Below are 25,756 nucleotides of genomic sequence, written 5' to 3'. Positions count from 1 at the left end.
CGTCCCTTGAGGACAAGACGCTCGGCTCGATGAACTTCCTCAACGAGATCGCCCAGCGGTTCCCCGATGCGATCTCCTTCGCTCCCGGGCGGCCCTACGAGGGCTTCTTCGACACCGAACTCGTACACGACTACCTCCGCCGCTTCGAGCGGTACCTGAGGGAGGAGAAGGGCTACGACGAGGCCCAGGTGCGCCGGACCCTGTTCCAGTACGGGCGGACCAAGGGCATCATCCACGAGCTGATCGCCCGCCACCTGGAAGTGGACGAGGGCATCGCCGTGGATCCGGAGTCCGTGGTGGTCACCGTGGGCTGCCAGGAAGCGATGTTCCTGGTGCTTCGCGCCCTGCGCGCCGACGAGCGGGACGTGCTCCTCGCGGTGTCGCCGAGCTACGTGGGACTCAGCGGGGCCGCCCGGCTGGTGGACATGCCGGTGCTCGAAGTGGCCGGCGGGCCGAACGGCGTGGACCTCGACAGCCTCGAACACGTGGTGCGCGAGGCACGCGCGCGCGGTCTGCGCCCCCGCGCCTGCTACCTGGTCGCGGACTTCGCCAACCCCTCGGGCATCAGCCTCGACACGGAAACCCGGCACGCGCTGCTCGACCTCGCGGAGCGGCTCGACCTGCTGCTGCTGGAGGACAACCCGTACGGCTACTTCAACGCGGACGGCGTCCGGCTGCCCACGCTGAAGTCGCTCGACACCCGGGGCAGGGTCGTCTACCTGGGATCGTTCGCGAAGACCGGTCTGCCAGGAGCCCGGATCGGGTACGCGGTGGCCGACCAGCAGGTCCTCGGCGCCGATGGCCGGGAGGGGCTGTTGGCCGACGAACTCTCGAAGATCAAGAGCATGCTCACGGTGAACACCTCGCCGATCGCCCAGGCCGTCGTCGCGGGCAAACTCCTGACCCACGGTCTGGATCTGTACAGCGCCAACGAGCGTGAGATCGCCTTGTACCGTGACAACCTGCGGCGCCTGTTGGCGGGTCTGGAACGGCACTTCCCGTCCGCCGGTGGATCAGGGGTGACCTGGAACGTTCCTCGCGGCGGGTTCTTCCTCGTGCTGACGGTGCCCTTCCCCGCGGACGACGCGCTGCTGGAGATCTCCGCGTGCGAGTACGGCGTGCTGTGGACCCCGATGAGCTACTTCGGTTCCGATCCGCAGAGCGCTCGCCAACTCCGCCTCTCCTACAGTCAGGTCGACGGGGCACAGATCGACGAAGGGCTTGAGCGCCTCGCCGCTCTCCTCTCCGGGCGGCAGGGCTGACCGGGCTGACCGGGCTGACCGGGCTGACCGGGCTGACCGGGCTGACCGGCGAGTTGTCGCCTGCCCGGTACGGCTCACCGACCCGATCACGGCCGCGGCGGCCCACACGTCACCACGTGTGGGCCGCCGCGGCCTTTGTCCTTCCGGCGCGCGAGCGCCGCACGGACTCCACCGGACGGACTGCGCTGTCCCGTCCCGGTGAAGCCCTCGTGCACGGCTCGCCCGCGGCCGTCAGTCGATCGCGTCCAGCAGGGTGCTCGCCCGGGGAAGCTGCGCGAGACCTCCGCTGCCGAGCCGAATCCGGTCCTCGCTGATCATGACCCGCGCCGAGAGCACATCACGTATCTGACGGCTCAGGCTCCACTTGCTCGCGGACGGCTCCCGGTAGGCGTCCACTCCGATGACCTGGAAGGAGTCCAGTACGCTCTCGTTCGCCCTGGCGGCAGCCGTCAGCCGCAGCGCGTTCGAGCGGCGCACCATGGCGTCACTCGCCAGACCCTGCAGTGCCTCGTACTCGGCGGCGATCGAACGCACCTGTTCCGTCAGCTCGTCCATGGTGTCCGAGGCCCGGCCCAGCCGCATCGTCTTGGCCGTGAGGAGATCGGGAGCGGTCCTGCTCTGCTGCCGCCGGAAGGCGTTCTGGGCGGTGACGAAGGCGGATTCGGCGATGCCGAGCCAGCACGCGGCCCAGCCCAGGTTCGACAGCGGCATGATGACCCGGGCCGAGGCCTCGCCGAACGACTCTTCGAGGATCCGGTCGCGGTGCGTACGGGCCCTGACCCGGCCGCCGCCGCTGCCGGTCCCCCGCATGCCCATGGCCTGCCACTCGCGCCACTGCGAGATGGTCAGCTCGTCGCGGTGCACCAGGACCAGGGCCCCCTCGGTGACGGCGTCGTCGGCGGAGCGGCGAGCCACCAGCAGGCCGGCGTCGGCCTGTTGGAGGTAGGACGAGACCGAGACGTTCTTGTCGATGACGAGGGTGCCGCTGCCGTCTCCCTCCTCGCGGCAGTACGCGCGGCTCTCCCTGGGGCTCGCGGCCCCGACCTCCGACATCAGACTCGCCACCAGCGGCTGCGCCTCCCACGCGGTGTCGAGGAACTCCCGCACCGCGTGGTTGATCTTCTGCTGGCGGGCGATCGCCTGCATCTGGCCGTGGTGCATCGCCCAGATCATGCCGGTGGAGGCACAGGCCCGGCCCAGCGTGTGCGCCACCGCCACGAGCTGCGGCGCGGTCCACAGGCCCTGGCCCGGAACGGGTTCCGGGGCCAGCAGCCGGTACCGCTTCAGCGCGGCGACCGCCTCGGCGGGGAAGCGGCCCTCGGCGTCCACCTGCTCGGCGTGCGCCCGCGTCACCTCCGCGGCCGCGGCGACCCGTTCACGCAGCGACAGGTCGTCCCGGGTGTCCTTCAGATCGTCAGTCATGGTGCCTTCCGTACGTACGTCGATGCTGTCGCGGCGGGCGTGGACAGCAGCCCGCCGGAGGGGAGGAAGCCGGGGCCGACCGGCGCGGCCCCGTCGCTGTCAGCCGCCGAACTCCAGGAGCCGGTTCCGCAGCTGCGGTCCGGACTCCGCCAGCCTGTCCGGGTCGAGCATGTGCAGATGCGGGGCGGCGGTCCCCACCGTCTCCACCTCGCCCTTGAACAGGCTCTCCCAGTACCGGCCTTCGACGACCGATGCCCGGTCCGATGCGAGGTAGTGGGTGAGCCCACAGCTCAGCCGAGGGTGCGTGTCCGAGGCCGTGTCCCCGATGCCCGGGAGCTCGCCGAGGTCCAGGTCCGCCGCGTCGAACATCACCACGTGCGCGATCTCGTGGCCGCGGTCCTGGAGCTCAGCGGCGACGCTCGGGGCCAGCGCCGCGCCGACGGACCAGCCGACCAGCACGATCGGCCCCAGTACGTCGACGCTCTCCACGGCAGCGACGAACTCGTCCAGCACGGCGGCCGGATCGGCGGACCGCCCGTCCGTCTCCAGCAGCGGCGACAGGACGCCGTGCACCGGCATGTGCTTGGGGAGGTACGGCAGCAGCTGGACGAAGCTCCACGCCGTGCCGCTGACCGGAGGGAGGCAGACCACCGTGGGTTCGCCGTTGGCCGCACGCAGCGGGACGGTGGGCTCCTGGACGAAGGCCGGGCGGCCGAGCCGCTCGGCGAACGTCCGTGGGGTCGGGGCGCGGAAGACCTCCGCCGTCTCCAGGGTGACCCCGAACATGTCCTGGAACCGCAGCACCATCTGCACGGCGAGCAGGGAATGACCGCCCAGCTCGAAGAAGTTCGAGTCGCGGCCGATGTCGTCGCGGCCCAGCAGGTCGCGGAACACCCCGCGGACCAGATGTTCGTGGGGCGAGCCGCCGTCGAGGTCGGCCGCCGGGGCCGGTCCGGTGGTGCCGCCGAGGTTCCGGCGGTCGAGCTTTCCGCTCGCCGACATGGGCAGACCTGCCAGCTTGGTGTAGAGGCTCGGGATCATGTACTCGGGCAGTGACTCCGCGAGCTTCCCGCGCAGTTCGGCCGCGTCCGGCAGGTCGTCCCCCTCGGGGATGATGCCGGCGATCAACCGGTCGCCGGTCTCCGGGTCGACGCCGACGACCGCGTCGGCGACGCCGGGGCACTCCGCCAGCCGCTTCTCGATCTCCTCCAGCTCGACCCGGAAGCCGCGGACCTTGACCTGGGTGTCGAGGCGCCCCATGAAGCGCAGCCGTCCCTGGGCGTCCCACCGTCCGGCGTCGCCGGTGCGGTAGACGCGGTACCCGTCCGCCGCGATCCGGTCGAGCGGGAAGCGGCTGGCGCTGAGCTCCCACTGGCCGACGTACCCCTGGGCCACCTGGGGACCGGCGAGGAAGATCTCACCGGGGACGTTGACCGGGCAGGGTCGGTAGGAGGCGTCCAGGACGTAGGCGCGGTTGAGGCCGAACGGAGCACCGACGCAGGCGGTCGCGTCGAGTGCGGCAGCGCGGTCCTTCCCCGCTCCGCCGGACTTCTGCACCGTGCAGTAGACAGTGGCCTCGGTCGGTCCGTAGAAGTTCCAGTACTCAAGTCCGCGGGCGTTCAGATGGTCGGCGAACTCCTCGGGCAGCGGCTCACCACCCAGCATCAGCCTGGTGCCGTCGGCGACCTCGACCCCCGCGTCGCGCAGGGACTTCCACACCGTGGGCGTGCCTCCGACGTACGTCACCGGAGGAGCCGCCGCCAACGCCCGGCCGACCGCCGCGGGACTGGTCGCGCCCTCCTCCACCAGCTGGACCGAGGCACCGGCCAGCAACGGGACCAGATACTCCAGCAGGGATATGTCGAACGAGGTGGTGGTCAGGCTGAGCGAGACGTCCTCGGGGGTGATGCCGAGCAGCTCGACGGCGGCCTCGCAGAACGTGGAGAGCGCGCTGCGGGCGACGGACACGCCCTTCGGGTCCCCCGTGGAACCCGAGGTGTACATGATGTACGCGGTCAGGTCGGCCGCAGCCTCGGGACGTCCGGAGGCCTCGGCCGTACTCCCGCGGAGGTCCGCGACCTCCACCGTACGGACGCCCGCCGGGGACTCCGTGTCCGTCACCATGAGGACGGCTTCCGCGTTCTCCAGCATGAACCTGACCCGCTGGTCCGGGTGCGCCGCGTCGATCGGCAGGAAGACCGCGCCCAGCTTCCACACTCCGAGGACGGTCGCGAGGAAGCCGGTGTTGCGCGGCAGCCGGACCGCGACCACGGACCCGCTGCCGACGCCCTCGGCGGCCAGGGCGTCGGCGAACAGGTCCGACTCCCGGTCCAGTTCGCGGAAGGTCAGGGAGGTGTCGCCGCACCGTGCGGCGATCCGGTCGGGCCACGTCCGTACGGCCTGACGGAACCGGGTGAGCACGTCGGGGAGGGGCTGCGCGGCCGCTTCCACGGTGTGCAGTCCCGCGAACTCCCGTACCAGGGCCTTCTCCTGCGGAGAGGCGAGATCCAGGTCAGCCACCCGCACCGACGGCGTCCGTGCCGCCTGGAGGAGGACCTGGCCGATGTGGGACACCAGGGTGCGCATGGTGCCCTCGTCGAACCGGGCCGTGTCGTACTGGAGTCGCAGGCGCAGCCCGCCCCCCTCGGGCACGAACGTGGTCGTCAGGTCGTACCGCGCACCGTCCAGCTCGACCCAGAGGTGCTCGCCCGGCTCCAGACCGTGCAGGTCGAACGGGAGGTCGGGCAGGTTGGAGACGGACAGCGAGGCCTGGAAGATCGGTGAGATGTTGCCGTGCCGCTGCACCGACAGGCCTTGTAGGACCTGGTCGAACGGGAGCTCCTGGTGCTGCATCGCCTTCAGGCTGGAGCTCCGGGCGGACTTGAGGAGATCCAGGAACGACGCGTCGTCGTCGACCGAGACCCGCACCGAGATCAGGTTCAGGAACAGTCCGACGGTGGACTCGAACTGCGGCCTGGTCCGGCCGGCGACCGGAGTGCCCAGCACGACGTCCCGCTGGTCGGAGTATCTGGTGAGCACCACGGAGAGCGTGGCCGCGAGCACCATGTAGAGCGTGCTGCGGGACGTGGAGGCGAGCTTGCGGGCCGCGTCGTACACCTCGTGGGGCAGCATGAGGTTGAGCATCGCGCCGGTCATGTCCCGGTCCTCCGGACGCGGCCGGTCCGCGGGCAGCGCGATCTCCGCGGGAGCGCCGTCCAGGTAGTCCCGCCAGAACTCGACCTCCTCCCGGATCCGGTCCTGGTCGAAGTACTCCCGCTGCCACGCCGCGAACTCGGGGTACTGGACCGTCACTTCGCGGGGTTCCTGGTCCGTCGCACCGACCTCGCGGTTGTAGAAGAGAGCGATCTCCTCGATGACGTTGGTCAGGGACCAGCCGTCCAGGGTGATGTGGTGTCCGATCACCACCAGTGTGTGGACCGTCGGGCTCCAGCGCAGCAGGTGGACGCGCATCGGAAGCTCGGCACCCAGGTCGAACGGACGCCCGGCGGCTTCCCTCACGAAGCTCTCGACGGCGGGTCGGATGGACTCCGTGGAGAGGTCGTCCGCCGACATCTCGATCACTTCGAGCGGGAAGTCGACCTGTGGCGCGACCCACTGCATCGGGTCCCGGCCGCCGGTCGCGGGGACGATCCGGGTGCGGAGGGCGTCATGCCGGTCGACGACGGTCTGGACGGCGGCGGCGAGCGCCTCGACCACGAGCGTCCCGCGCAGGATTTTGACATCGGTGTTGAGGTAGGCGACGTTTCCCGGCGCGACCTGTTCGACGAACCAGATGCGTTGCTGGCCGAAGGAGAGCGGCGTCTCGATGGGGGACATGCGGAAGCTCCAGGGTCAGGGGCGAAGGGTGGTGGGGGTCCGGCCGGGGGCACGGGCGTCGGCCAGATCGAGCCGGACCGCGTCGAGCACGTCGTCCGTCAGGTCGTGCGGGAAGAAGTGGCCGCTGTCGAAGACCCGGGTCGTCACCGATTCGGCGGACCCGGTCCACTGGCTCAGCGTCTCCGGCGCGACGGTCCGGTCGGTGCGGCCCGCGTACACGGCGGTGGGGGTGGCGATGCGCCTGCCGCCCCACGCGAAGTCGCGCAGCGAGGCGAGGTCGGTGAGCAGCATCGCGACGGCCAGTTCCCGCATGCGCGGGTCGTCGAGCACCTCCTGCGGTGTGCCGCCCGCGGTGCGGAGGAAGTCCACCGCCTCGGCCTCGGTCCCGTTCGGCGCGGGAACCGGTCGGCGCAGGTGCGGCGGGCTCGTGGCACAGACCACCAGCAGCGAAGGAACCGCCTGCGGGATGTGCTGTTCCAGGTGGCGGACCGCCTCCGCGGAAATGATCCCGCCCAGGCTGTGGCCCAGCAGTACGTAGGGGTCGCGGAGTTCGGCCAGGGCCTCGGCCAGCTTCCTGGCCCGCGCCCTGACCGTCCAGTCCTGTGCGTCCGCGGCCGGCATCGCCGTGCGGACGCCGAACATCCTCAGCTCCCGGGCCCCGGCGGGCGCCGTCCAGCTGCGGAAGCCGTGCGCGGTTCCGCCGGCGTGCGGTACGGCCACGAGTGCGTGCGTGGCCGGCGGACCGGCCGGCCGGCGGCCGGTGTCGAGCGGGAAGAGTACGGAGCTCATGCCGGAAGCACCTCCTGCCGGAACTCGGGCGCACCCGTTTCCGGTGGGACCGGTGGCGGACCGAGCCGCCTGCGCAGACGGCTGACCGTCTCAGGACCGAGCCGGCGCGATCCGTCGGCCGTCGTGTGCCAGTCGTGGGGCGAGACGGAGACCGGCCGCAGGACGTGGGGGGCGCCCAGGGCCTGCAGTACCGGAACCAGGGAGTAGGCGAGGGCGAGGCCGTGCAGCTCGGTTCCGACCGTGCCCACCGGCAGGACGGTCGCGTCGAGGGTCCCCGCGGGGATGGCGTCGAGGAACAGTTTGGTCGCCCCGGAGTACCCCGCGTTGTAGACGGGGGTGACGACGCACATCAGCTTCGCCCGCTGGCACCGGTGCACCGCGTCCGCGATGCGTCGGGCGGCCTCGCCCTCCCGCCCGGCGCCCCGTGGCTGCTGCCCGCCGAGCGCCAGCAGGTTCAGGTCGAGGTCGCTGAGGATGACGCGCTCCACCTCCGAGCCGGTCGCCCCGCACTCGGCGGTGAGGACGTCGACCACATGGCTGTGCAGGGAATCCGGGCGGTAGTAGGAACCTACGACGACGACGCTCATCGCAGCACCTCCGGGGCCGGGGACGCCGTGGCCGTCGCGGAGCGGTCGCGGCCGAGGAGCTCGCGCAGCTTCGACCGGTCGGTCTTGCCGCTGCCGGTCATCGGGAACCGTTCGACGACGGCGAACTGGGCGGGGACCATGGCGGCCGGCAGGTGGGTCAGGGCGTGGCGGCGCAGTTCCGCCCGGCCGGGCGGGCCGTCAGGACCGACCACGAGACAGCCGACCAGGCGGTCCCCGTCGGGCGTCCCGATCTTCACCACGGCGCTGGCGGTCACCCCGGGGTGCTGATCGAGTACGTGCTCCACCTCCCCCGCCTCGATCCGGATCCCGTGGATCTTGATCTGCTGGTCCATCCGCCCGCGGTAGTCGAGGGCGGGCCTGCCCTCGGCGGTCCGTGCCGTGGAGGACCACCGGACGAGGTCGCCCGTGCGGTACATGCGGTCTCCCGTTCCGTTCGTGAAGGGGTCGGGGACGAACCGCTCGCGGGTGAGGTCCGGAGCGCCCGCGTAGCCCGAAGCGAGACAGACCCCGGCCAGATGGAGCTCACCGACCGCTCCGAAGGGCACGGGTTCCCCGGCGGGCGAGAGGACATGGGCGCCGACGTTGTCGATCGGCGGTCCGATCGGCACCGCGGGCCCCGGTTCGGGGGTGCGGCACTCCCAGGCGGTCACGTCGACCGCCGCCTCCGTCGGCCCGTACAGGTTGTGCACGGTGACCCCCAGCACGGAGGCCGCCCGGTTCGCCAGCGCGGGCGGGAGCACTTCGCCGCTGCAGATCACCCGTTGCAGCCGGGCGCACTCCCCGGCCCTCGGTTCCCGCAGGAACTGTTCCAGCACGCACGGCACGAAGTGGGCGACGGTGACTTCCTCCCGGACGACCGTCTCGGCCATTTCCTCGGGGTCGAGATGGGCCAGGGGCGGGGCGATCGCGAGCCGGGCCCCGGCCAGCAGCGGCCAGAAGAACTCCCACACCGAGACGTCGAAGTCGAACGGCGTCTTCTGCAGCACGACGTCCGAGACGTCGAGACGGAAGTGCTCCTGCATCCACAGCAGACGGTTGACGATGGCCTCGTGCGGCACCACGACGCCCTTGGGGCGCCCCGTCGAGCCCGAGGTGAACAGGACGTAGGCAGGGTCGTCCGGCCGGAACCCGGGCTGATCCTCGGGCCGGTCCTCGGCCGGGCGGCGGACCGGCTCGGCGGCGGATCCCGGGAGCCGTTCGCCGGAGAGCCCGAGCAGCCGCGCGCCGGGCGCGGCCTGCCGCACCTTCCCTTCGGTGCCCTCGGCGCACACCACGATCCGCGCCCGCGCGGTGCCGATCATGTGCGCGAGCCGGGCGGCCGGGACCTCGGGGCCGAGCGGCAGGTACGCCCCGCCTGCCAGCAGGATGCCCAGCAGCACCCCGGGCAGTTCCAGGCTGCGCCAGGCGCTCACCCCGACCACATCGCCCCGGGCGACTCCTTCGGCCCGGAGGCCGTCCGCGAGCGCACGCCCCTGCGCGAGGAGTTCGGCGTAGGTCAGTGACTCGCCCTGGGCCACGACCGCCACCTCCGAGAGGTGGCGCTCGGCGGTCCGCACGATCAGCTCGTGCAGTGGCGCGGCCGGGCGGGTCACCCGCGGCCCGCCGAGGGCCAGGAGCATCCGGCGTTCCGTGTCGCCCGCGACCACCAGGTCCTCAAGGCCCGCTTCGGGGGACGCGGCGAGCCTCTCCCGAACGGTGCCCGTCCGTTCGGGACCCCACCGGTTGAAGGTGTCCCCGCAGTCGTGCGCCACCGTCTGCCGCCCGCCCTCCTGTGCGGGCGACAGCTCCAGGCGGCAGGGCCGGTGGTCGACCGCGCCGTCCCGGCAGCTGTCGCAGTGCACGTCGAGGCGGATCACGCCGTGCGGGCTCCGCCGGTCGATCGCCCCTGCCAGCCGGGCGACGGCCGCCCGGCCGCCCTCCGTCAGGGTCAGGCTCTCCTCGGGGGACAGGCCGTCCCCGATCCGGACGGTGGCCTCCGCGGTGTGGCAGACCCGCGCCGCCACGGCGGCGACGGCCAGCGCGGCCGAGGCCCGGCCCGGTGCCGCCACGTCGAACCGCTGCCCGCTGAACTGTTCCTGCTGCGGCACCGTCAACCCGCCTTTCCGTGCGCTTCTGCGGACAGTTCGTCGATCCGGTCCGCCATGGCGCCGGGCGTCAGGTCGACGCCCAGCAGATCCATCGCCGTGATCTCCAGGCCGTGGCTCCGGGAGAGCCGGGCGGCCAGCCGGACCAGGGTGAAGGAGTCCCCTCCGAGCACGTACAGATCGGCGTCGGGCCCGATGCCGGTGAGACCGAGCGTCTCCTGCCACGCCCGGAGCACGGTGGACAGCGTCCCGGCGGCTTCCGCCTCCGTCGTCGGGGCGGCTGTCTCCTCGCTCCTGACCGCAGACTGCGTCGGGCTGCCGTTCCCCTCGGGCCCCGGAGCTCTCGCCGTGCCGGGGGCCTCGATCCAGTGGCGCTTCCGGTCGAACGGGTAGGTGGGGAGGGGCACTCGGCGGAAGCCGTCGGCCCCGTTGGCCAGTCCCAGGTCCACGCCGACGCCCGCCGACCACAGGCGGCCCAGCTGCGAGAGGAACGCCACCGCACCCGTGTCCGGCGTCGTCGCCACCACGTCCGACAGGCCCGCGTCCCCCACGTACGGACGGAGCAGGGCACTCAGTGACTCCCCTGGTCCGATCTCCACGACCAGTGCACCCGGAACCTTCTCGGAGAGCGTCCGCACGGCCTCCGCGAGCCGTGCGGGCCGTCCCGTCCGCGCGGCCCAGGAGGAGATGTCCCCGCCCGTCGGCGGGTCCACCGCCCGGCCCGTGGACGAGGAGACGAGCAGCCGGGACGGGCGCCGGCACGCGACGCCGTGCGCACCGTCCGCGACGGCCTTCGTCGCCGTGTCCGGCGTACCGTCGCCGGGGCGACCGCCGTCCTCCGGCCGACGTGCCGTCAGTCCTTCGGCGAGGAAACGGGCGCCGTCGACCGCGGTGAACCCGTTCGCGCAGCAGGCCGCCGCGTACTCGCCGCCGCCGTGTCCGAGCACGGCGACGGGCACGACGCCCAGGGACTCCAGGAGCTCCGCGGTGGCCACCTGCGCGAGGTACAGACAGAGTGGCGCGAGGTCGGCCGTCGGCTCTTGGCCCGCCGTCCCGTCCAGCAGGACGGTACGGACCGCTGCGGCGTCCGCCTCCGCGAGGAGCGAGAGGATCCCCTCCACCCGGTCCCGTACCACCGCATGGCGCTGGTAGAGGCCCGCCAGCATGCCCTGCACGGCTGTCTCCTCCCCGTTGAAGGCCAGCACGACGGGCCGGGGCTTCCTCGGTACCTGGAGGGGGGTGTGCCGGAGGGATTCACCGACCGGGCCGTCCGGGGTGAGCACCACGCTCGTCCGGAAGGCGAAGCTGCGCCGTCCCGAGGTCCAGGTGCGGGCGATCTCGCCCACCCGCAGGCCGGGCCGGGCCGTCAGGTGCTCTGTCAGAGCGGTCCGGTAGCGCACCACGCCCTCCGGGGAGGCCGCCGACAGAGGGATCACCGCCGCCGTCAGATCGGTCTCGGGCGTCGGGGGCGAGGACCGGTGCTCCTCGACCACGACGTGGCAGTTGGTTCCGCCCATGCCGTACGAGCTGACCCCGGCCCGCCTCGGGGTACCCGGTGCGGAGGCCCACGGCCTGGCCACGGGATTCAGCAGGAAGCCGTCCGGCAGGTCGTCCGTGGCGAATCCGCCTCCGTCGCCCGGCAGCGGTGGGAGGACCCCGTTCCGGACGGCCAGCACCGTCTTGATCAGTCCGATGATCCCGGCGGCTGCCCCCAGGTTCCCGAAGGTCGCCTTGGCCGACCCGATCGGCAACGGCTGTCCCGACTCGTCCCGGGCGAACACCTCGCTCAGCGCGGCGAGTTCGATGTCGTCGCCGACCTCGGTGCCGCTGCCGTGGCCCTCCAGGTAGCCGATCGTGGAGGGGTCGACACCGGCGTTCCGGTAGGCCGACCTCAGTACGTCGACCTGGCCCCCGTATCCCGGAGAGGTGTAACCGGGCTTGTCGCTCCCGTCGTTGTTCACCGCGGAGCCCCGGATCACGGCCAGGACGGTGTCGTTGTCGGCGATCGCGTCGTCGAGCCGCCGCAGGGCGACGAGGCCGAGACCGTTGCCCGGAACGGAACCGTCCCTGTCGTCCTGGAACGGGCGGCTGCGGCCGCTGGGCGACAGCACGCTGCCCGGAGTGGCCGAGTAGCCCTTCCCCTGCGGCAGTTCGACGTTGACCCCTCCGGCCAGGACGAGGTCGGCGTCCCCGCTCTGGAGCGCCCGGACGCCTTGGTGCACGGCGACCAGCGAGGTCGAGCAGGCGGTCTGGACCGTCATGGCCGGGCCGGTCAGGCCGAGCCGGTAGGCGATCTTGGCCGCGAGGTGGTCCCTGTCGTTCGCCAGGACCAGCGGAAGCAGCCCCTCCGTGTCCTCGATCGAGGGATCGGCCAGGAGGTGGCGCAGCAGGTAGTAGTTCAGTCCCGCTCCGGCGAAGACACCCGTCCGGCCGCTGTCGCCCCTGTGCCCGGACCGCTCCAGCAGCACCCAGGCGGCCTCCAGCATCAACCGGTGCTGGGGGTCCGTCAGTTCGGCCTCGCGCGGCAGCATCCCGAAGGCCTCCGCGTCGAACTGCCCGATGTCCGCGAGGACACCGCTCCGGTGGACGGAGCGGGGCAGTCGCCGGGTGGCCGCGTCGACCCCCGCGTCCGCCAGTTGGGCGTCGGTCAGCGTGGTCACCGCCTCCGTGCCCTCGGCCAGCGTGTGCCAGAAGGCCTCCAGGTCGTCTCCGGAACCGGGGGTCCGAACGTAGGCGCCGATGACGGCGATCGGCTCGTTCTCCACTTCACCCACTGCGCAGGCCCTTCCTGATGTGCGCCGCCAACTTGTTGACCGTCGGGGCACGGTAGATGTCCACAGAAGTGATCTTGATTCCCGGGAAGCGCTCGCGCAGTGCGTTGCGCATCGCGGTCAGCTGGAGGGAGTCGCCGCCCGCGTCGAAGAACGCCTCGTCGTGGTGGAACCCGTCGTCGTCGAGCAGGAGCCTCCAGACATCGGCGACCGCCTCGGCCACGTCCGGCTCGGCGAGGTCGCGCGCGACGGGTGCAGGCTCCGCGGGCGCCCGCTCGGACGGACTCGGGGCCTCAACCACGGCCGCCTCGGGGGCAGTCGCCTCAACAACGGCCGCCCCAAGGACAGTCGGCCCGGCGACGGCCGCCTCCGGGTCGGTCGGCTCGACAACCGCCGTCCCGGGCGCGCCTCGCTCCGGGGCGGCGGCCAGGAACCGCGCGGTCGCCGTCGCCCGTGCCGCCAGCGCGCCGGTGTCCACCTTTCCGTTGCGGCTCAGGGGCAGGGCGGGCACCAGGCACCACAGGTCGGGCTGTGCGTACGACGGGAAGGCGCTCGCCAGCGTCGGTACGAGCTCCTGGAGCGCGGACCGCTCCGGCCCCACGACCGACGCGAGGATGGCCCGGTCGGTGTGGTCCGCGCCCACCGCGCTCACGTCCACGTCGACGACACCGGGCCAGGACCTGATGTGCGCCTCGATCGCGGCCGGCTCGACCCGGTGGCCACGGACCTTGATCTGACGGTCGCGGCGGCCGCGGAACAGCAGCTGTCCCGCATCGTCCCAGCACACGATGTCCCCGGTGGCGTAGGCGCGTTCGCCGGACAGCGCGGGCACGGGGACGAAGGCCGACGCGGTCCGCCCGGGATCACCGGCGTAGCCGTGGGCGAGGCCGAGGCCGGTGGCGTACAGCTCTCCTTCGACCCCCGGCGGGACCGGCCTGCCCGCCCCGTCGACCACGAGAACGCCCGTGCCCGCGACCGGCCGCCCGATCGGAACGGTGTCACCGACGGCTTCCGCCGAGGTCACATGGTGGACGGTGGTGAACGTGGTGTTCTCGGTGGGGCCGTACCCGTTGGTGACCCACAGCCCGGGACAGGCCTCCAGAACGGTCCGGACGTGGTCGGCGGAGACCACGTCCCCGCCGGTCAGGAGCTGACGGAGCACGCCCAGCGAGTCAGGTTCGAACTGGGACACCAGTCGGAAGACGCCCGCGGTGAGCCAGGCGTGGGTGATCCCTTCCGCGCGGAGGAAGCTACGGATGGCCCGGGGTGAAGCGGGCCCCGGAGGAAGGATCGCGACCCGGTCCCCGTTGAGGAGCGGGTGGAAGAGTTCCAGGGTCGAGGCGTCGAAGGCCAGGGGCGCCAGGCGCAGCATCACGCGTCGGCGGCCGGGGTCCTCGTCGTCCGCCGGACGCAGCAGGCCGGGATCGTCCGCCAGTCGGATCACCGCGCGGTCGGGGACCTCGACGCCCTTGGGCGTGCCGGTGGTTCCTGAGGTGAACGAGACGTAGGTGGTGCTGTCCGCGGCCCGGGGGCACGGCTCCGGCTCCGCCTCGGATGTCCGTACCGGTTCCCCCGGCTCCCACGCGGCCACCGGTCGCACCTGCTCGGGCCAGTCGCCGCGGCGGTCGGCCGACGTGACGACGACGGACGCTCCGGTGGCCCTGATGACCTCGTCGCGCCAGGTGCCGGCGATCTCCTGCGGTACGGGGACGAAACCGGCCCCCAGCCGGAGTACCGCCAGCACCGCGACGATCTCCGCGGCCGAACGCTCGACCTGGACCAGCACCCGGCCGCCGGCTCCGGCACCGGCGCGCCGCAGGACGGACGCGTAGTGGACCGCGGCCTGTTCGAGTTGACGGTACGTGAGCGAGTGACCGCCGGCCGGATCGGTGACGGCCACGGCTCCGGGGCGTCGCTCGACCGCTGACACGAAGCGGTCCCAGAGGCCTTCGGATCCCCTTGCCGTGTCTTCGGATCCGCTTGCCGTGTCTTCGGACCCTCCCGCCGTGTCTTCGGATCCGCCTGCCGTGTCAAGGGCGCCAGGTGCGTTCGGCGTCAGCCGGGTCCGCTCGGCGGCCGACAGCCCGGTCAGCCCGTCGACCGGTGCACCGGGCATGCGTGCGAAGTCGAGCAGCGTCGCCAGGAGGGCCCCGGCCAGTGCCGCGGCGGTCTGCGGCCCGACCAGACCGTCCGAGTACTCCAGGGCGAGGGTCGGCTCGCTCCCCCAGCGCCGGAGGTAGAGAATCGCGTCGAACACCGCGCCGCGGCAGTGCCCTTCGGCGACGTCGGCCCGCGTGCCCGCCAGGTCGAGGGTGGCCGGGACCAACTCGTCGTGCGCGGCGAAGGCGAACTGGCTCAGCGCGTTCGAGCCGCGCTGCGGGTGCGCGTCCAGATGGAGCACCACGTCCTGGAACGGAACCTCCGAGTCCCGTACCGCCGCCGCGTAGTCGGCGGCGGTCTCGTGGAGGTATCCCTCCACCGTCGTACCGGGCGCCGGCCGGACCCTGACCGGTGCCACCCTGGTGAGGAGGCCGACGGCGTCGAACTGGTTCGCGCGGAAGCGGCCGCTCGCGGGCATCCCCAGAACGAGGTCGTCGACGCCTGTACGGCGCCCCAGTACGAGTGCCCAGGCAGCCATCAGGACCACCGGGCGCCGTACCCCGGCCCGCTGCGCGACGGTCTCGACCGCGTCCCGGACCTCGGGGGTCAGAACGACGGGCAGCCGGGTGCCCTTCGGGTCGAAGAGCTCTCCGTCCCGCCCGGTCGCCGCGGGCAGCCGGAGGCTGGTCGGCGCACCGGTCAGCCGCTCCGCCACCCGGCGGAGGTCCTCGGCCCACAGACCCGAGTCGACCCTGGTGCGGTATCGGGTCAGCGCGTGGTCGGGCGGCACGACGAGCGGTTCCCCGAACCGGCCCGTGCCGTAGTGCTCCGCGAACTCGCGCAGGAGGACGCCGATGCTCCAGCCGTCCGCGATCGTGTGGTGGAACACCAGACCGAGCACGTCGCCGCCGTCGGGAGACCGACCGACGAAGGCGCACCAGGGCGGCTGCTCGAACGGCCGAAGAAACCTTTCTGCAACCGGAGCCACCAGCGACTCCATCCGCTCGGCGGGACTTCCGCCGCCCGGAGCGAGCTCCAGCTCCCGCAGCGGGACCCGCCACTGCGGCAGCACCCGCCGGCCGAACTCGTCGCCCTCGGCCGTGAACCGCGTCCTCAGCGACTCGTGCCGGGCCGCGAGGGCCTGCAGCGTCGCGTCCACCCGTGGGACGTCGAGGGCCGGAGCCGTCACGGAGAACATCAGCCGGTACGCGGCGTCTCGGCCCGCCAGATGGGCCGAGAGCATCTGCGCCTGCCCGTGGAGCAACGGCCGGTCACCGGTCGGCGCCGCCGGCACGGTCCGGTCGTCCGCCGGCACGGTGCGGGCCAGGACCTCGCCCAGCGGGGCGGCGCTCAGCAGACGCGTCAGGTCCAGCGCCCGGCCGAGCCGCCGCTCGCCGAGCGCCACCAGGTGGTACGCCTGGAGCGAGGATCCGCCGAGTTCGCCGAAGGCGGCACCTGTCCAGCCGTCCGGCAGGCGCGCCGGGGAACCGAGCGACTCGCCGAGCAGCGGCTCCCATGCCCCGAGCGCCGGCTCGGGGTGCGGTGCGTGGGTGTTCACTGAACGTTCTCCCCCTCGATCGCGGCGGACGGCTCGTCCTTGGCGGTGGTCCCCGAAGGCCGGATCGCGGCCTCGATCGCCCGGTCGGACAGGTAGGCACGGATGGGGACGATGGTGAGCAGTGCCAGCGCGGTGGACACGCCGAAGAGCACCCCGGGTTCCACCGCGAGCGCGACGCTGCCGCCGATCGCCGCGCCGACCGGCGTCATCCCGTAGGTCAGCATCCGCGAGGCACCGCTGACACGGCCCAGGTCGGTGCGGCTGACGGTGAGTTGACGTACCGACATCGACTCGACCGACCACATCCCTCCGAGCGCGCTGCCGATCACCGTGACGGTCACCAGCAGGACGCCCTCGGCGAACAGCGGGGCCGCGAACACGAGGGCCCAGCCCACCCGGGTGAGGGTCAGGGTCGTGCATCGGCCCAGCCACCGCTCCACGTGGTGCGTGCTCAGGGCACCGACGGCAGCTCCCACTCCGGTCGCCCCGATGAGGAAGCCGTACTGCGAAGCGGACAGGCCGAGCGGCCCCGGCGCGATCGCGTACACCACGAGCACCGTGTAGAAGATGCTGTTGGCGATCGTCGTCAGTCCGCCCACGCCGACCAGGGTCGCGAGCATCGGCCGCGAGAAGACGATCCGGGTCCCCTCCCAGAAGCCGGTGGAGGCCTCCTTGGGCCGCTGATCGGCCTCCGCGGTCGCCCGGCCGTCCGCGGTGCGCGGCATCTGGGCGACGACCAGCGCGGCGGCCAGACAGGCCGCGCCCGACACCACGCCGGGCAGCACCGGGTCGACGTCGACGAGGACACCCGCCACTGCGGGGCCGAGGAACTGGTAGAACAACCGGGTCGAGACGGCCAGCAGACCGTTCGCCCGCGTACGGCGCGAGTCGTCGACCGAGTTCGCCGTCACCACCTCCGCCGCGGTGTCGACCACGGTCTGGAAGCAGGAGACCAGGAAGACCAGGGCGGGGACGGCGACCGCGAGCGGCACGTCGGCCCAGATCAGCGCCGCCAGAGCGAGCATCGCGACGCAGCGGCCCAGGTTGGCGAGGGTGACGGCCCTGACCGGGTCGATCCGGTCCACCAGGACGCCCGCCGGCACCGCCACGACGAGCCACGGAAGTGTCGCCGCGACCGTGACCGCGGCCACCGCCAGCGCCGAGTGCGCGGTGGCGGCGACCGTCATCGTCGCTGCCACGGCGAAGACACCGTTGGCGGTGTCCGACACCGCGGTGGCGGTCAGGAACCTCCGGAACACGCTCATCGGGCGACTGCGCCGGCGGTTGCCCCCGCCATCTCGTCCCGGACCCGCGCGAGCCGTCCCAGGCTGCCGAGCACCTGGCGCGGGGAGAGCCCGAAGTCGACGAGCGCCCCGATCTCGTTCACCCCGGCCTCCTTCAGGACCTCGCACCGCTGCCGCACCGAGACGGGATCGCCCAGCAGGGCGCGCTCGTTGCGGAACTTCCGGTAGGCACGCCGCAGGACGGCGTCGATGTCCTTGGGGCTGGCCCCCGCGAGGTCGATCTGCTCCTCCGGCAGGGCCGCGGTGAGCGTTCCGACCAGCTGGGTGTGACTGCGCAGGTAGCGGATGAAGGGGTCGTGGCAGATCTCCTCCACCATGTCCTCCGACTCTCCGACGTAGCAGTGCACCATCAGCGTGACGCGACCCGTCTCGGGGTCGTGGCCCGCCTCGTCCCGCGCCTTGCGGTAGATCCGGATCTTGTCGGCGAGTTCGTCGACCTTCAGCTCCAGCAGCGCGGTGAGGAGGTTGGCGCCCAGGGATCCGGCCCTCCGGAAGCTCTCGTCGTTCGAGGTGGCGGTCAGCCAGGTCGGCAGTTCGGGCTGGACGGGCCGCGGGTACAACGGCACCCGGATCCGGCCGCCCGTGCCGTCCACGACCTCCGGCGAGACGCCTTCGGACCACAGGGAACGGAGCCGCGTGACATCGGCCTCGAAGGTGGAACGCCGCTCGGCGAACCGGTCGGGAGCGAGCACGAAGTCGCTCGGGTGGAAGCCGGGGGCGAACGACACTCCGACGCGGCCGTTCGAGAGCTGGTCCACGACGCGCCAGTCCTCGATCAGGCGGAGGGGGTTGTGCAGGGCCGGGATGACGCTGCCCGCCCGGATGTGGATCCGCTCCGTGCTGGCCGCCAGTGCGGCACCCAGCACAGCCGGGTTGGGGTACTGGGCCCCGAACTCGTGGAAGTGGCGTTCCGGCGTCCAGATCGCCTCGTAGCCGAGCGCGTCCGCCTCGCGGGCGGAGGCCAGGATCAGCTCGTAGTCGGGTTCGCGGTCGCCGTTGGCGGAGGAGAAGAAGTAGACGCTGGTGGTCAGTTCACCGGTCGCGGCCGCGACCCGCTCCTCGCGGACCCGCGTCGCCGGTGCCTCCGGGCGGTCCACCGCGGTGCCGATCGCCCCGGGTGCCTGCGTCCTCGGACGTACGGCCGGGTCCGGCAGCCCGAGACGGTCCCGCACGACCTTGGCGAGCCCGCCGAAGGTCGACTCGTCGAAGAACGAGTCCAGGCTGATCTCCAGCTCCAGCGACTCCCGTATCCGGGCGCTGAGACGGAGCGCGGCGAGCGAGTGCCCGCCCTGGTCGAAGAAGTCGTCCTCGGCCCCCACCTCGTCGACACCGAGTACCTCGCACCACAGGGCACTGAGCACCGCATCGGTATCCGTCGGCGTCGCGCTCATGACTGCCACCTCTTCCTTTGTGTCGGACCGTTCGTCCGCATCGGTTCGTACAGGGGTTTCCACCCGCGCAGGGGCATGCCTCCGCTGCGGACCGGCCGCCCCGCGCGGCGCGGGCGCTGGGGCTTCCGGCTTGATCCAGCACCTCTCCCGGGTGAAGGAGTACGTCGGGAGCGACACCCGGCGGGCGCTCTCGTCCGTTGCCCTCCAGTGCTCGCCGAGCCCCCAGCCCCACCACACCCCGACGGCCTCCAGACCCGAGGAGAGGGACCTGCCGCGCCGCGGACGGTCGAACCCCCCGAGCACGGGCCGCTGGTCCCGCAGGATGTCGCTCACCAGCCCCTGGAGCGTGGAACCGGAGCCCGTCTCGAACCAGACGGCGGGCGAGAGCTCGTCCGACGCACTGCGGACCGCCTCGGCGAAGCGCACGGGCAACTGGATCTGCGAGGCCCAGAACCCCGGGTCCATGGCCTCGGCGTCGGTGAGCCTGCGCCCGGTCGCACCCGAGAACAGCGGAGTCCGCGGCGCACGCAGCCCGACTCCCGCCAGCGCCTCGGCGAACTCGGCCGCGGCCGGCGCCATGCTCGGCGTGTGGAACGCGTGTGAGGTACGGAGTCGTACGAGGGACGTCCCCGCCGCCTTGCAGCGGTCGTCGAACGCGGCCATCTGCTCGGCCGTACCGGACACGACGGTCGAGTTCGGCCCGTTGTACGCCGCGACGACCAGACCGTCGGTGAGCAGCTCCACCGCCCGCTCGCCCGGCCCGATGAACGCCGCCATCACCCCCGCGGGTGCGGCGTGCATCAGCCGCGCCCGCTCGACGACCGCGGTGATGCCGTCGTGGAGGGTCAGCACCCCGGCCGCGCACGCCGCGGTCAGCTCGCCCAGGCTGTGTCCGACGAGCGCCCGGGGTTCCAGCCCCCTGGCGGTGAGGCTCCGTGCCGCAGCGATCTGGTCCAGGAACAGACAGGGCTGGGCGAGCAGGGTGCTGACGGAGTCGGCAGTCGTGCTGTCCCCCGGTGCGGCCGCCGGGGTGAGCAACGCGTCGGCCACCGCCCGGCGCAGTGCGGGCTCGATGGCCTCCAGCCCCTCGTCCACGGCGGAACGGTAGACCGGGTCGGCGTCGTAACGTACCCGGCCCATCCCCGGTCGCTGCGCCCCCTGCCCGGGAAACATGAGCACGGCTCCCGAACCGGACGGGGCGCGGACCTGCCCGAGTTCGGCCGTGCGCAGCAGAGCCGGTGCCCGAGCGGTGTCCGGCGCGACGACCGCCGCCCGCCAGGGAAGCCGCGCCCGGCCGACCCTGAGGGTGTGCGCCACGTCCGCAAGCGCCACGTCCGGGTTCGCCTCCAGGTGGTCGGCCAGCCGGTGCACGGCCCGCCCGAGTGCGGCCTCGTCGGCGGCCGAGACCGTCAGGAGCTGGGGTTCCGCGGCGGTGGGCGGCGCAGCGGGCGCAGCGGGCGGTTCCTCCACCACGACATGGGCGTTGGTGCCGCCGATGCCGAAGGAGCTGACCCCCGCGCGCCGGGGCGTGTCCCCCTGCGGCCACGGCAGGGCCGAGGCGGGGAAGCGCAGTGCGGTTCCTGCCTGCGCGAGCCTCTCGGCGGCGCGGGTGAAGTGCGCGATCGGCGGGATCGTCCTGTGCCGCAGCGCGAGCACGGTCTTGATCAGGCCCACCACACCTGCCGCGGCGTCGAGGTGACCGATGTTCGACTTCACCGCGGTCACGTACAGCGGAGCCCCTTCCCCGTCACGGGTACCGGTGCGGAAGGCGTCGCTCAGGGCGGAGACCTCCACCGGATCGCCGAGCCTGGTGGCGGTGCCGTGCGCCTCCACCAGGCCGACCGACTCCGCCTCCACCCCGGCGGCGTCGAGTGCGGCGCTGATGACTCCCGACTGGGCGGCCGGGCCGGGTGCGGTGTAACCGACCTTCCGGGAACCGTCGTTGTTGACCGCCGATCCGAGGATCACGCCGAGCACGGTGTCCCCGTCGGCCAGCGCGTCCTCCAGCCGCTTCAGGACGACCACACCGGCCCCGTCTCCGGGGACGGTGCCCTCCGCGTGCTGGTCGAACGGCCGGCAGAGGCCGTCCGGGGAGAAGATGCCGCCGGGCTCGTGGACATAGCCGTGCTGGGAGGGCGGCGCGACCGACGAGCCGCCCGCGAGTGCCAGGTCGCTCTCGTACGAGAGCAGGCTCTGGACCGCCATGTGGGTGGCGACCAGGGAGGTCGAGCACGCGGTCTGGACCGTGATGCTGGGGCCCTGCAGGTTGAGCTTGTAGGAGATCCGGGTGGCCGCGAAGTCCTTCTCGGCCCCGATGGTCACCTGCAGCGGGCCCGCGCTCTGCAGGAGGCCCGGCTTGGCCAGCACCACTTCCTGGAGGTAGGCGTTGGCCCCCACGCCGGCGAACACGCCGATGCGGTTCTCGCCGGTCCCCGCGGGTGCGTGGCCGGCGTCCTCCAGCGCGCGCCACGCGCACTCCAGCAGGATCCGCTGCTGCGGATCGAGCAGTGACGCTTCCAGCGGCGAGTAGCCGAACAGCTTCCGGTCGAATCCCGGGACGTCGTCGAGGGCGGCGCGCACCGGGACGTATCCGGCGGCGTCGCGGGTGCTCGACGGCACGCCGGCGGCCCGCAGTTCCTCGTCGCCGAAGCGGGCCGCGGCGTGTCCTCCGGAGACCACCATCCGCCAGAACGCGTCCAGGTCCTCCCCGGTCCCGGGCAGCCGTGCCGCCATGCCGACCACGGCGATCCGCCCGTCGGCGGGGCGACGGCGGCCCCTGCGTGCCGGGGGTTCCGCCACCGTCTCGGCCGCGCCGGCCTCGGCAGCGCCGGCCTCGACAGCGCCGTACTTCTCGTGCAGGTGGCGCGCGCAGGTCCCGACGGTCGTGTGCCGGAAGAGTTCCGTGACGCTCAGCTCAAGACCGGCACCGTTCAGTGCCTCGTGGACCCGCAACAGCGCGAAGCTGTGCCCGCCCACGTCGAAGAAGTTGTCGTCCACCCCGATGCCGGACCTGTCGAGCACCGTCTGCCAGACGTCCAGCACGGTCCTGGTGAGGTCCGCCAGGTCCCGTCCGCGGGAGGCCGTGGGAGCGGGTCGGGACGCCGGCCCGCCCGCGACGGCGGCCGCACCGTCGGCGAGCGGTTCCCCGGCCAGCAGTGCCAGCAGCCGGGCGCGGTCCGCCTTCCCGTTCGGTGTCAGCGGGACGGCTTCGACCTGGACGAAGCGGCTCGGTCGCAGGTAGGGCGGCAGCACCGTACGCAGATGGTCGCGCAGCGCACCCTCCGCGAGCGGTCCCTCGGCGGCGACGAAGGCCACCAGGGTGTCGCCGTGGGCCTGGACGGAGCACCCCGACACGCGGTGGCCGGGACTCCGCAGAACGGCCCGTTCGACCTCGGCGGGCTCCACGCGGTGGCCCCGCACCTTCAGCTGATCGTCGCTGCGTCCCAGGTATTCGAGCTCGCCGCCGGTGCGCCAGCGGGCGAGGTCGCCCGTGCGGTACATGACCCCGTCGGTCAGGAAGGGGTCGGGAACGAAGCGTTCCGCGGTCTGGTCGGGGTCGTTCAGGTACCCGCGCGCAACGTGCCCGCCCGCGATGTACAGCTCGCCCGGCACGTCGAGCCCCGCGGGCTCGCCGTGCTCGTCGAGTACGTAGCACCGGGCCTGCGGCAGCGGGACGCCGATCGAGTGCGCCGGCACGGAGCCGAGTTCGCGGACCCGGACCGGGCGCGCGGTGACGTGGACGGTCCCCTCGGTGATCCCGTACATGTTCACCACGGTGGCGTCGAGGCCGCTGTCACCGAGCAGTTGGGCCAGCCGGTCCCAGTGGAGTGCCTCGCCGCCGAGCACGACGTACCGCAGCCGGAGACCGGCGGGTGGGGCGGCGGCCAGTTCCGGGGCGAGCCGGTAGAGCGACCCCGGGGTCTGGCTGAGAATCGTCACCCCGTGGCGGCTCACCAGACCGGCGAGCGCCGACGGGTCGCGCACCTGGTCGCTGCCCGCGACGACACACGTTCCGCCGGTGGTCAGCGCACCCCAGATCTCCCAGACCGAGAAGTCGAAGGCGAACGAGTGCGCGCAGAGCCAGGTGTCCGTACCGTCCGTGTCCAGCCCTGCGGGCCGTTCGGCGAAGAGCTGGGCCAGGCAGGAGTGCGTCACCTCCACGCCCTTGGGCTCCCCGGTCGAGCCCGAGGTGAAGATGACGTACGCGGTCAGCTCGGGGTCGTTCTCCACGAGCGAGGGGGGAACGACGGCCCGCGCGGGGAACTCCGCGCCGGTTGCCGCGGGTTCCGGTGCGCCCACCACGAACGTGGCCGTTCCTGGCAGCCACTCCCCGACCGTCCGCCGGGTCTCCCCGTCGACCATGACCAGGTCGATCCCCGCCCTGCGCACGATCGTCCGGAGTCGCTCGCTCGGGCCTGCCGGGTCGAGCGGGACGAACGTCGCACCTGCCTTCCACGCGGCCAGCATCGCCACCACGGTCCAGGGCGTCCGCTGTCCGCAGACGCCCACCCGGGTGCCGGGCGCCACCCCTGCGCCGCGCAGCTCCGCGCTGACCCGGTCCGCGTGCGCGTCGAGTTCGGCGTAGGTGAGCGTGGTCGTCCCGTCGGTGACCGCCGGGTGTTCCGGGTCGGCGGCGCGGGCACGTCGGAACCGGGAGAGCACGGTCTCGGTCTCGGCCGTCGCCGGGGCCGGGTTCACCTCCAGCGTGAGGTGCCCGGCCTCGGCGGTGTCCACCATCCGCACCGGTTCGTCGGGCGCCGCCACGGCCCGCCGCATCGCCGACTCCAGGTGCCGGACGAAGGTCTCGGCCGTGCGCGGGAGCAGGATGTCGGCGTCGTACTCAAGCCTCAGGGAGGGGTGTTCGCCCGAGAGGTCGATGGTCAGGGCCAGGTCCCACTTCGCCCTGTCGCTGTCCACCTCGACGTTGGTGGCCGTCACGCCGTCGAGCTCCGGCAGCCCGGCGTCGAAGTTCTGCAGGGCCAGTGAACACTGCATCAGCGGGGAGCGTCCCAGGGCACCGCGCAGGGCGAGTTCCCCGACCAGCACGTCGACGGGCACATTCTGCCGGGCCATGGCCGGGACGACGGAGGCGCGCGTCCTGCGCAGCAGGTCCGTGAAGCTCGGGGAGCCCGAGACGTCCAGGCGCAGCGGAACCATGTTCACCTGGCAGCCGACGAGCCCCTGCTCCTCCTCGGAGTTGCGATTGGCCACCGGGCTGCTGACCACCACGTCGTCCTGGCGGGCGTACCGCCCCAGAACGGTCGCGTAGATCGCGGCGAAAGCCATGAAGACGGTGGCTCCCGCTCGCCGCGCGGTGTCGCGCAGGCGAGCCACCAGCTCCTCGTCGAGAGGGATCAGTACGGATCCGCCGTCTCCGCTGGGAAGTGCCGGACGCGGCAGGTCGGTGGGCAGGGACAGGGGGGTCGTCTCCGCGAGGTATCCGCGCCAGAAGTCCAGGTCGGCCGCCGTGGCGTCACTCTCGCTCCACCGCGCGCGCTCCCGCGCCGCCGCGGCGAGCACGCTGGGCGCCTCCCCGTCGAAGACCGCACGGACGTTCGCCCGGCCCGCGCGGTAGGCGGCCTCCAGGTCGCGGAAGATCACGCCGAGGGACCAGCCGTCGCACACGATGTGGTGCGCCACGACGACCAGCCCGTGCTCGGCGGGCCCCCGCCTGATCAGGCCCCACCGGACCAGCGGTCCGGCGGCCAGGTCGAAGGGGGTCCGCCTCAGCCGGTCCACCACATCCCGTACCGCTTGCGGCCGTTCCGCGGTCGGCCCGGAATCGGTGACCGTCCACGCGGGCTCGGCGGAGCGGTCGTGGATCCGCTGCACCAGGGCGCCGTTCTCGAAGACGAAGGTCGCCCTCAGCGACTCGTGGCGGGCCGTCACCTCCCGCACCGCCGAGTGCAGGGCCTCGACATCGAGTTCACCTTCGAGGCGCATCGCCATGATCACCAAGTAGGTGTCGTCGCGCCCTTCCGCCTCGCGCGCCAGGTAAAGGCGTTCCTGCGCAAAGGTCGTCGGCCCCATTTCAGTAAACTCGGCCATGATGTCCCCTTGATGTCTCGTCAGGAGGTCAACAAATCCGAGTAGAAGCGCCACTGCCAATACGTCACGGGCCGTACCGGAAATTCATTGGCACCCCGGGGAGAGGAATTCCTCGGCCCACGCGGGGAACGACTTCAAGATCAGTGACCGTGACGCAACTTGATCATGGTGTTGCATTGCACGTCAATGGTGGACGCCCGAAGAATCCCCAACCAGCCGCTAAACCCGAATACGGCGCACCCGCCCCATTCGCGGGGCATCAACCCGCAAGTCCCCCGGGCGGCACGGCCGAAGGGCCGCAGGTCCCCGACCCTCCGCGACCCTTCCGCCCGCCTGCGGCCACACCGAACCCAAGGTGCACAACTGCACCCTTTGGCAAGGAAACTTGGCGAAACTTCCGACACCGAGTCAATCTGCAATGCAATGCCCCATGTTGTACGCAAGGATTTGCCCCGCCGAAGGACGACTCCTTTCCTCCCCCGAGGCGGGAAGCGCCTCCTGCGGGCGCCTCCCGCGACCCTGACACCGGGCCGCACAGAAGGTCGCGCGGATAAGCGGGGGTGAAACAGAAGTGAAAGGGGA

The 25,756-nt window shown here is 72.4% G+C and carries 10 protein-coding genes; 1 reads left to right on the top strand and 9 read right to left on the bottom strand.

The features are described 5' to 3' along the window. Window positions 1-29 precede the first annotated feature (29 nt). Entirely contained in the window at window positions 30-1,262 is a 1,233-nt protein-coding gene (locus ACH4SP_RS26545; RefSeq protein WP_398418383.1) for a PLP-dependent aminotransferase family protein, read from the top strand. Window positions 1,263-1,493: 231 nt separating this feature from the next. Here the strand turns inward: ACH4SP_RS26545 and ACH4SP_RS26540 are convergent, their stop codons facing one another. From ACH4SP_RS26540 to ACH4SP_RS26500, 9 genes are all read right to left on the bottom strand, one after another. Next, window positions 1,494-2,684, bottom strand: coding sequence for an acyl-CoA dehydrogenase family protein (locus ACH4SP_RS26540; RefSeq protein ID WP_398418082.1), 1,191 nt, complete (start codon window positions 2,682-2,684; stop codon window positions 1,494-1,496). 99 nt (window positions 2,685-2,783) lie between these two features. Continuing rightward, window positions 2,784-6,521 (bottom strand): amino acid adenylation domain-containing protein, encoded by a 3,738-nt coding sequence (locus ACH4SP_RS26535; RefSeq protein WP_398418080.1) that lies wholly within the window; start codon window positions 6,519-6,521, stop codon window positions 2,784-2,786. Window positions 6,522-6,536: 15 nt separating this feature from the next. Beyond that, entirely contained in the window at window positions 6,537-7,310 is a 774-nt protein-coding gene (locus ACH4SP_RS26530) for a thioesterase II family protein (protein WP_398418078.1), read from the bottom strand. Next, the gene (locus tag ACH4SP_RS26525) at window positions 7,307-7,897 is read right to left on the bottom strand and encodes an NADPH-dependent FMN reductase (protein ID WP_398418076.1); all 591 of its coding nucleotides are present in this window, start codon (window positions 7,895-7,897) and stop codon (window positions 7,307-7,309) included. Before ACH4SP_RS26525 ends, ACH4SP_RS26530 begins: the two co-directional genes overlap by 4 nt. Beyond that, window positions 7,894-10,005, bottom strand: a complete 2,112-nt coding sequence (locus ACH4SP_RS26520; protein WP_398418074.1) for an amino acid adenylation domain-containing protein — start codon at window positions 10,003-10,005, stop codon at window positions 7,894-7,896. Before ACH4SP_RS26520 ends, ACH4SP_RS26525 begins: the two co-directional genes overlap by 4 nt. A gap of 2 nt (window positions 10,006-10,007) precedes the next feature. Continuing rightward, window positions 10,008-12,776 (bottom strand): beta-ketoacyl synthase N-terminal-like domain-containing protein, encoded by a 2,769-nt coding sequence (locus ACH4SP_RS26515; protein WP_398418072.1) that lies wholly within the window; start codon window positions 12,774-12,776, stop codon window positions 10,008-10,010. Further along, on the bottom strand, window positions 12,769-16,431 hold the full coding sequence (locus ACH4SP_RS26510) for an amino acid adenylation domain-containing protein (RefSeq protein WP_398418070.1): 3,663 nt from the start codon (window positions 16,429-16,431) through the stop codon (window positions 12,769-12,771). Before ACH4SP_RS26510 ends, ACH4SP_RS26515 begins: the two co-directional genes overlap by 8 nt. Continuing rightward, window positions 16,428-17,696: an MFS transporter gene (locus tag ACH4SP_RS26505; protein ID WP_398418068.1), complete on the bottom strand. Its 1,269-nt coding sequence runs from the start codon at window positions 17,694-17,696 to the stop codon at window positions 16,428-16,430. The genes ACH4SP_RS26510 and ACH4SP_RS26505 overlap by 4 nt, the downstream gene beginning before the upstream one ends. Continuing rightward, entirely contained in the window at window positions 17,693-25,174 is a 7,482-nt protein-coding gene (locus ACH4SP_RS26500) for an amino acid adenylation domain-containing protein (protein WP_398418066.1), read from the bottom strand. Before ACH4SP_RS26500 ends, ACH4SP_RS26505 begins: the two co-directional genes overlap by 4 nt. Window positions 25,175-25,756: the final 582 nt, after the last annotated feature.

Origin of the sequence: Streptomyces sp. NPDC021093 (assembly GCF_044333135.1) — a bacterium.
Classification (GTDB): Bacteria; Actinomycetota; Actinomycetes; order Streptomycetales; family Streptomycetaceae; genus Streptomyces.
This window is presented reverse-complemented; position numbering and strand designations above follow the sequence as displayed.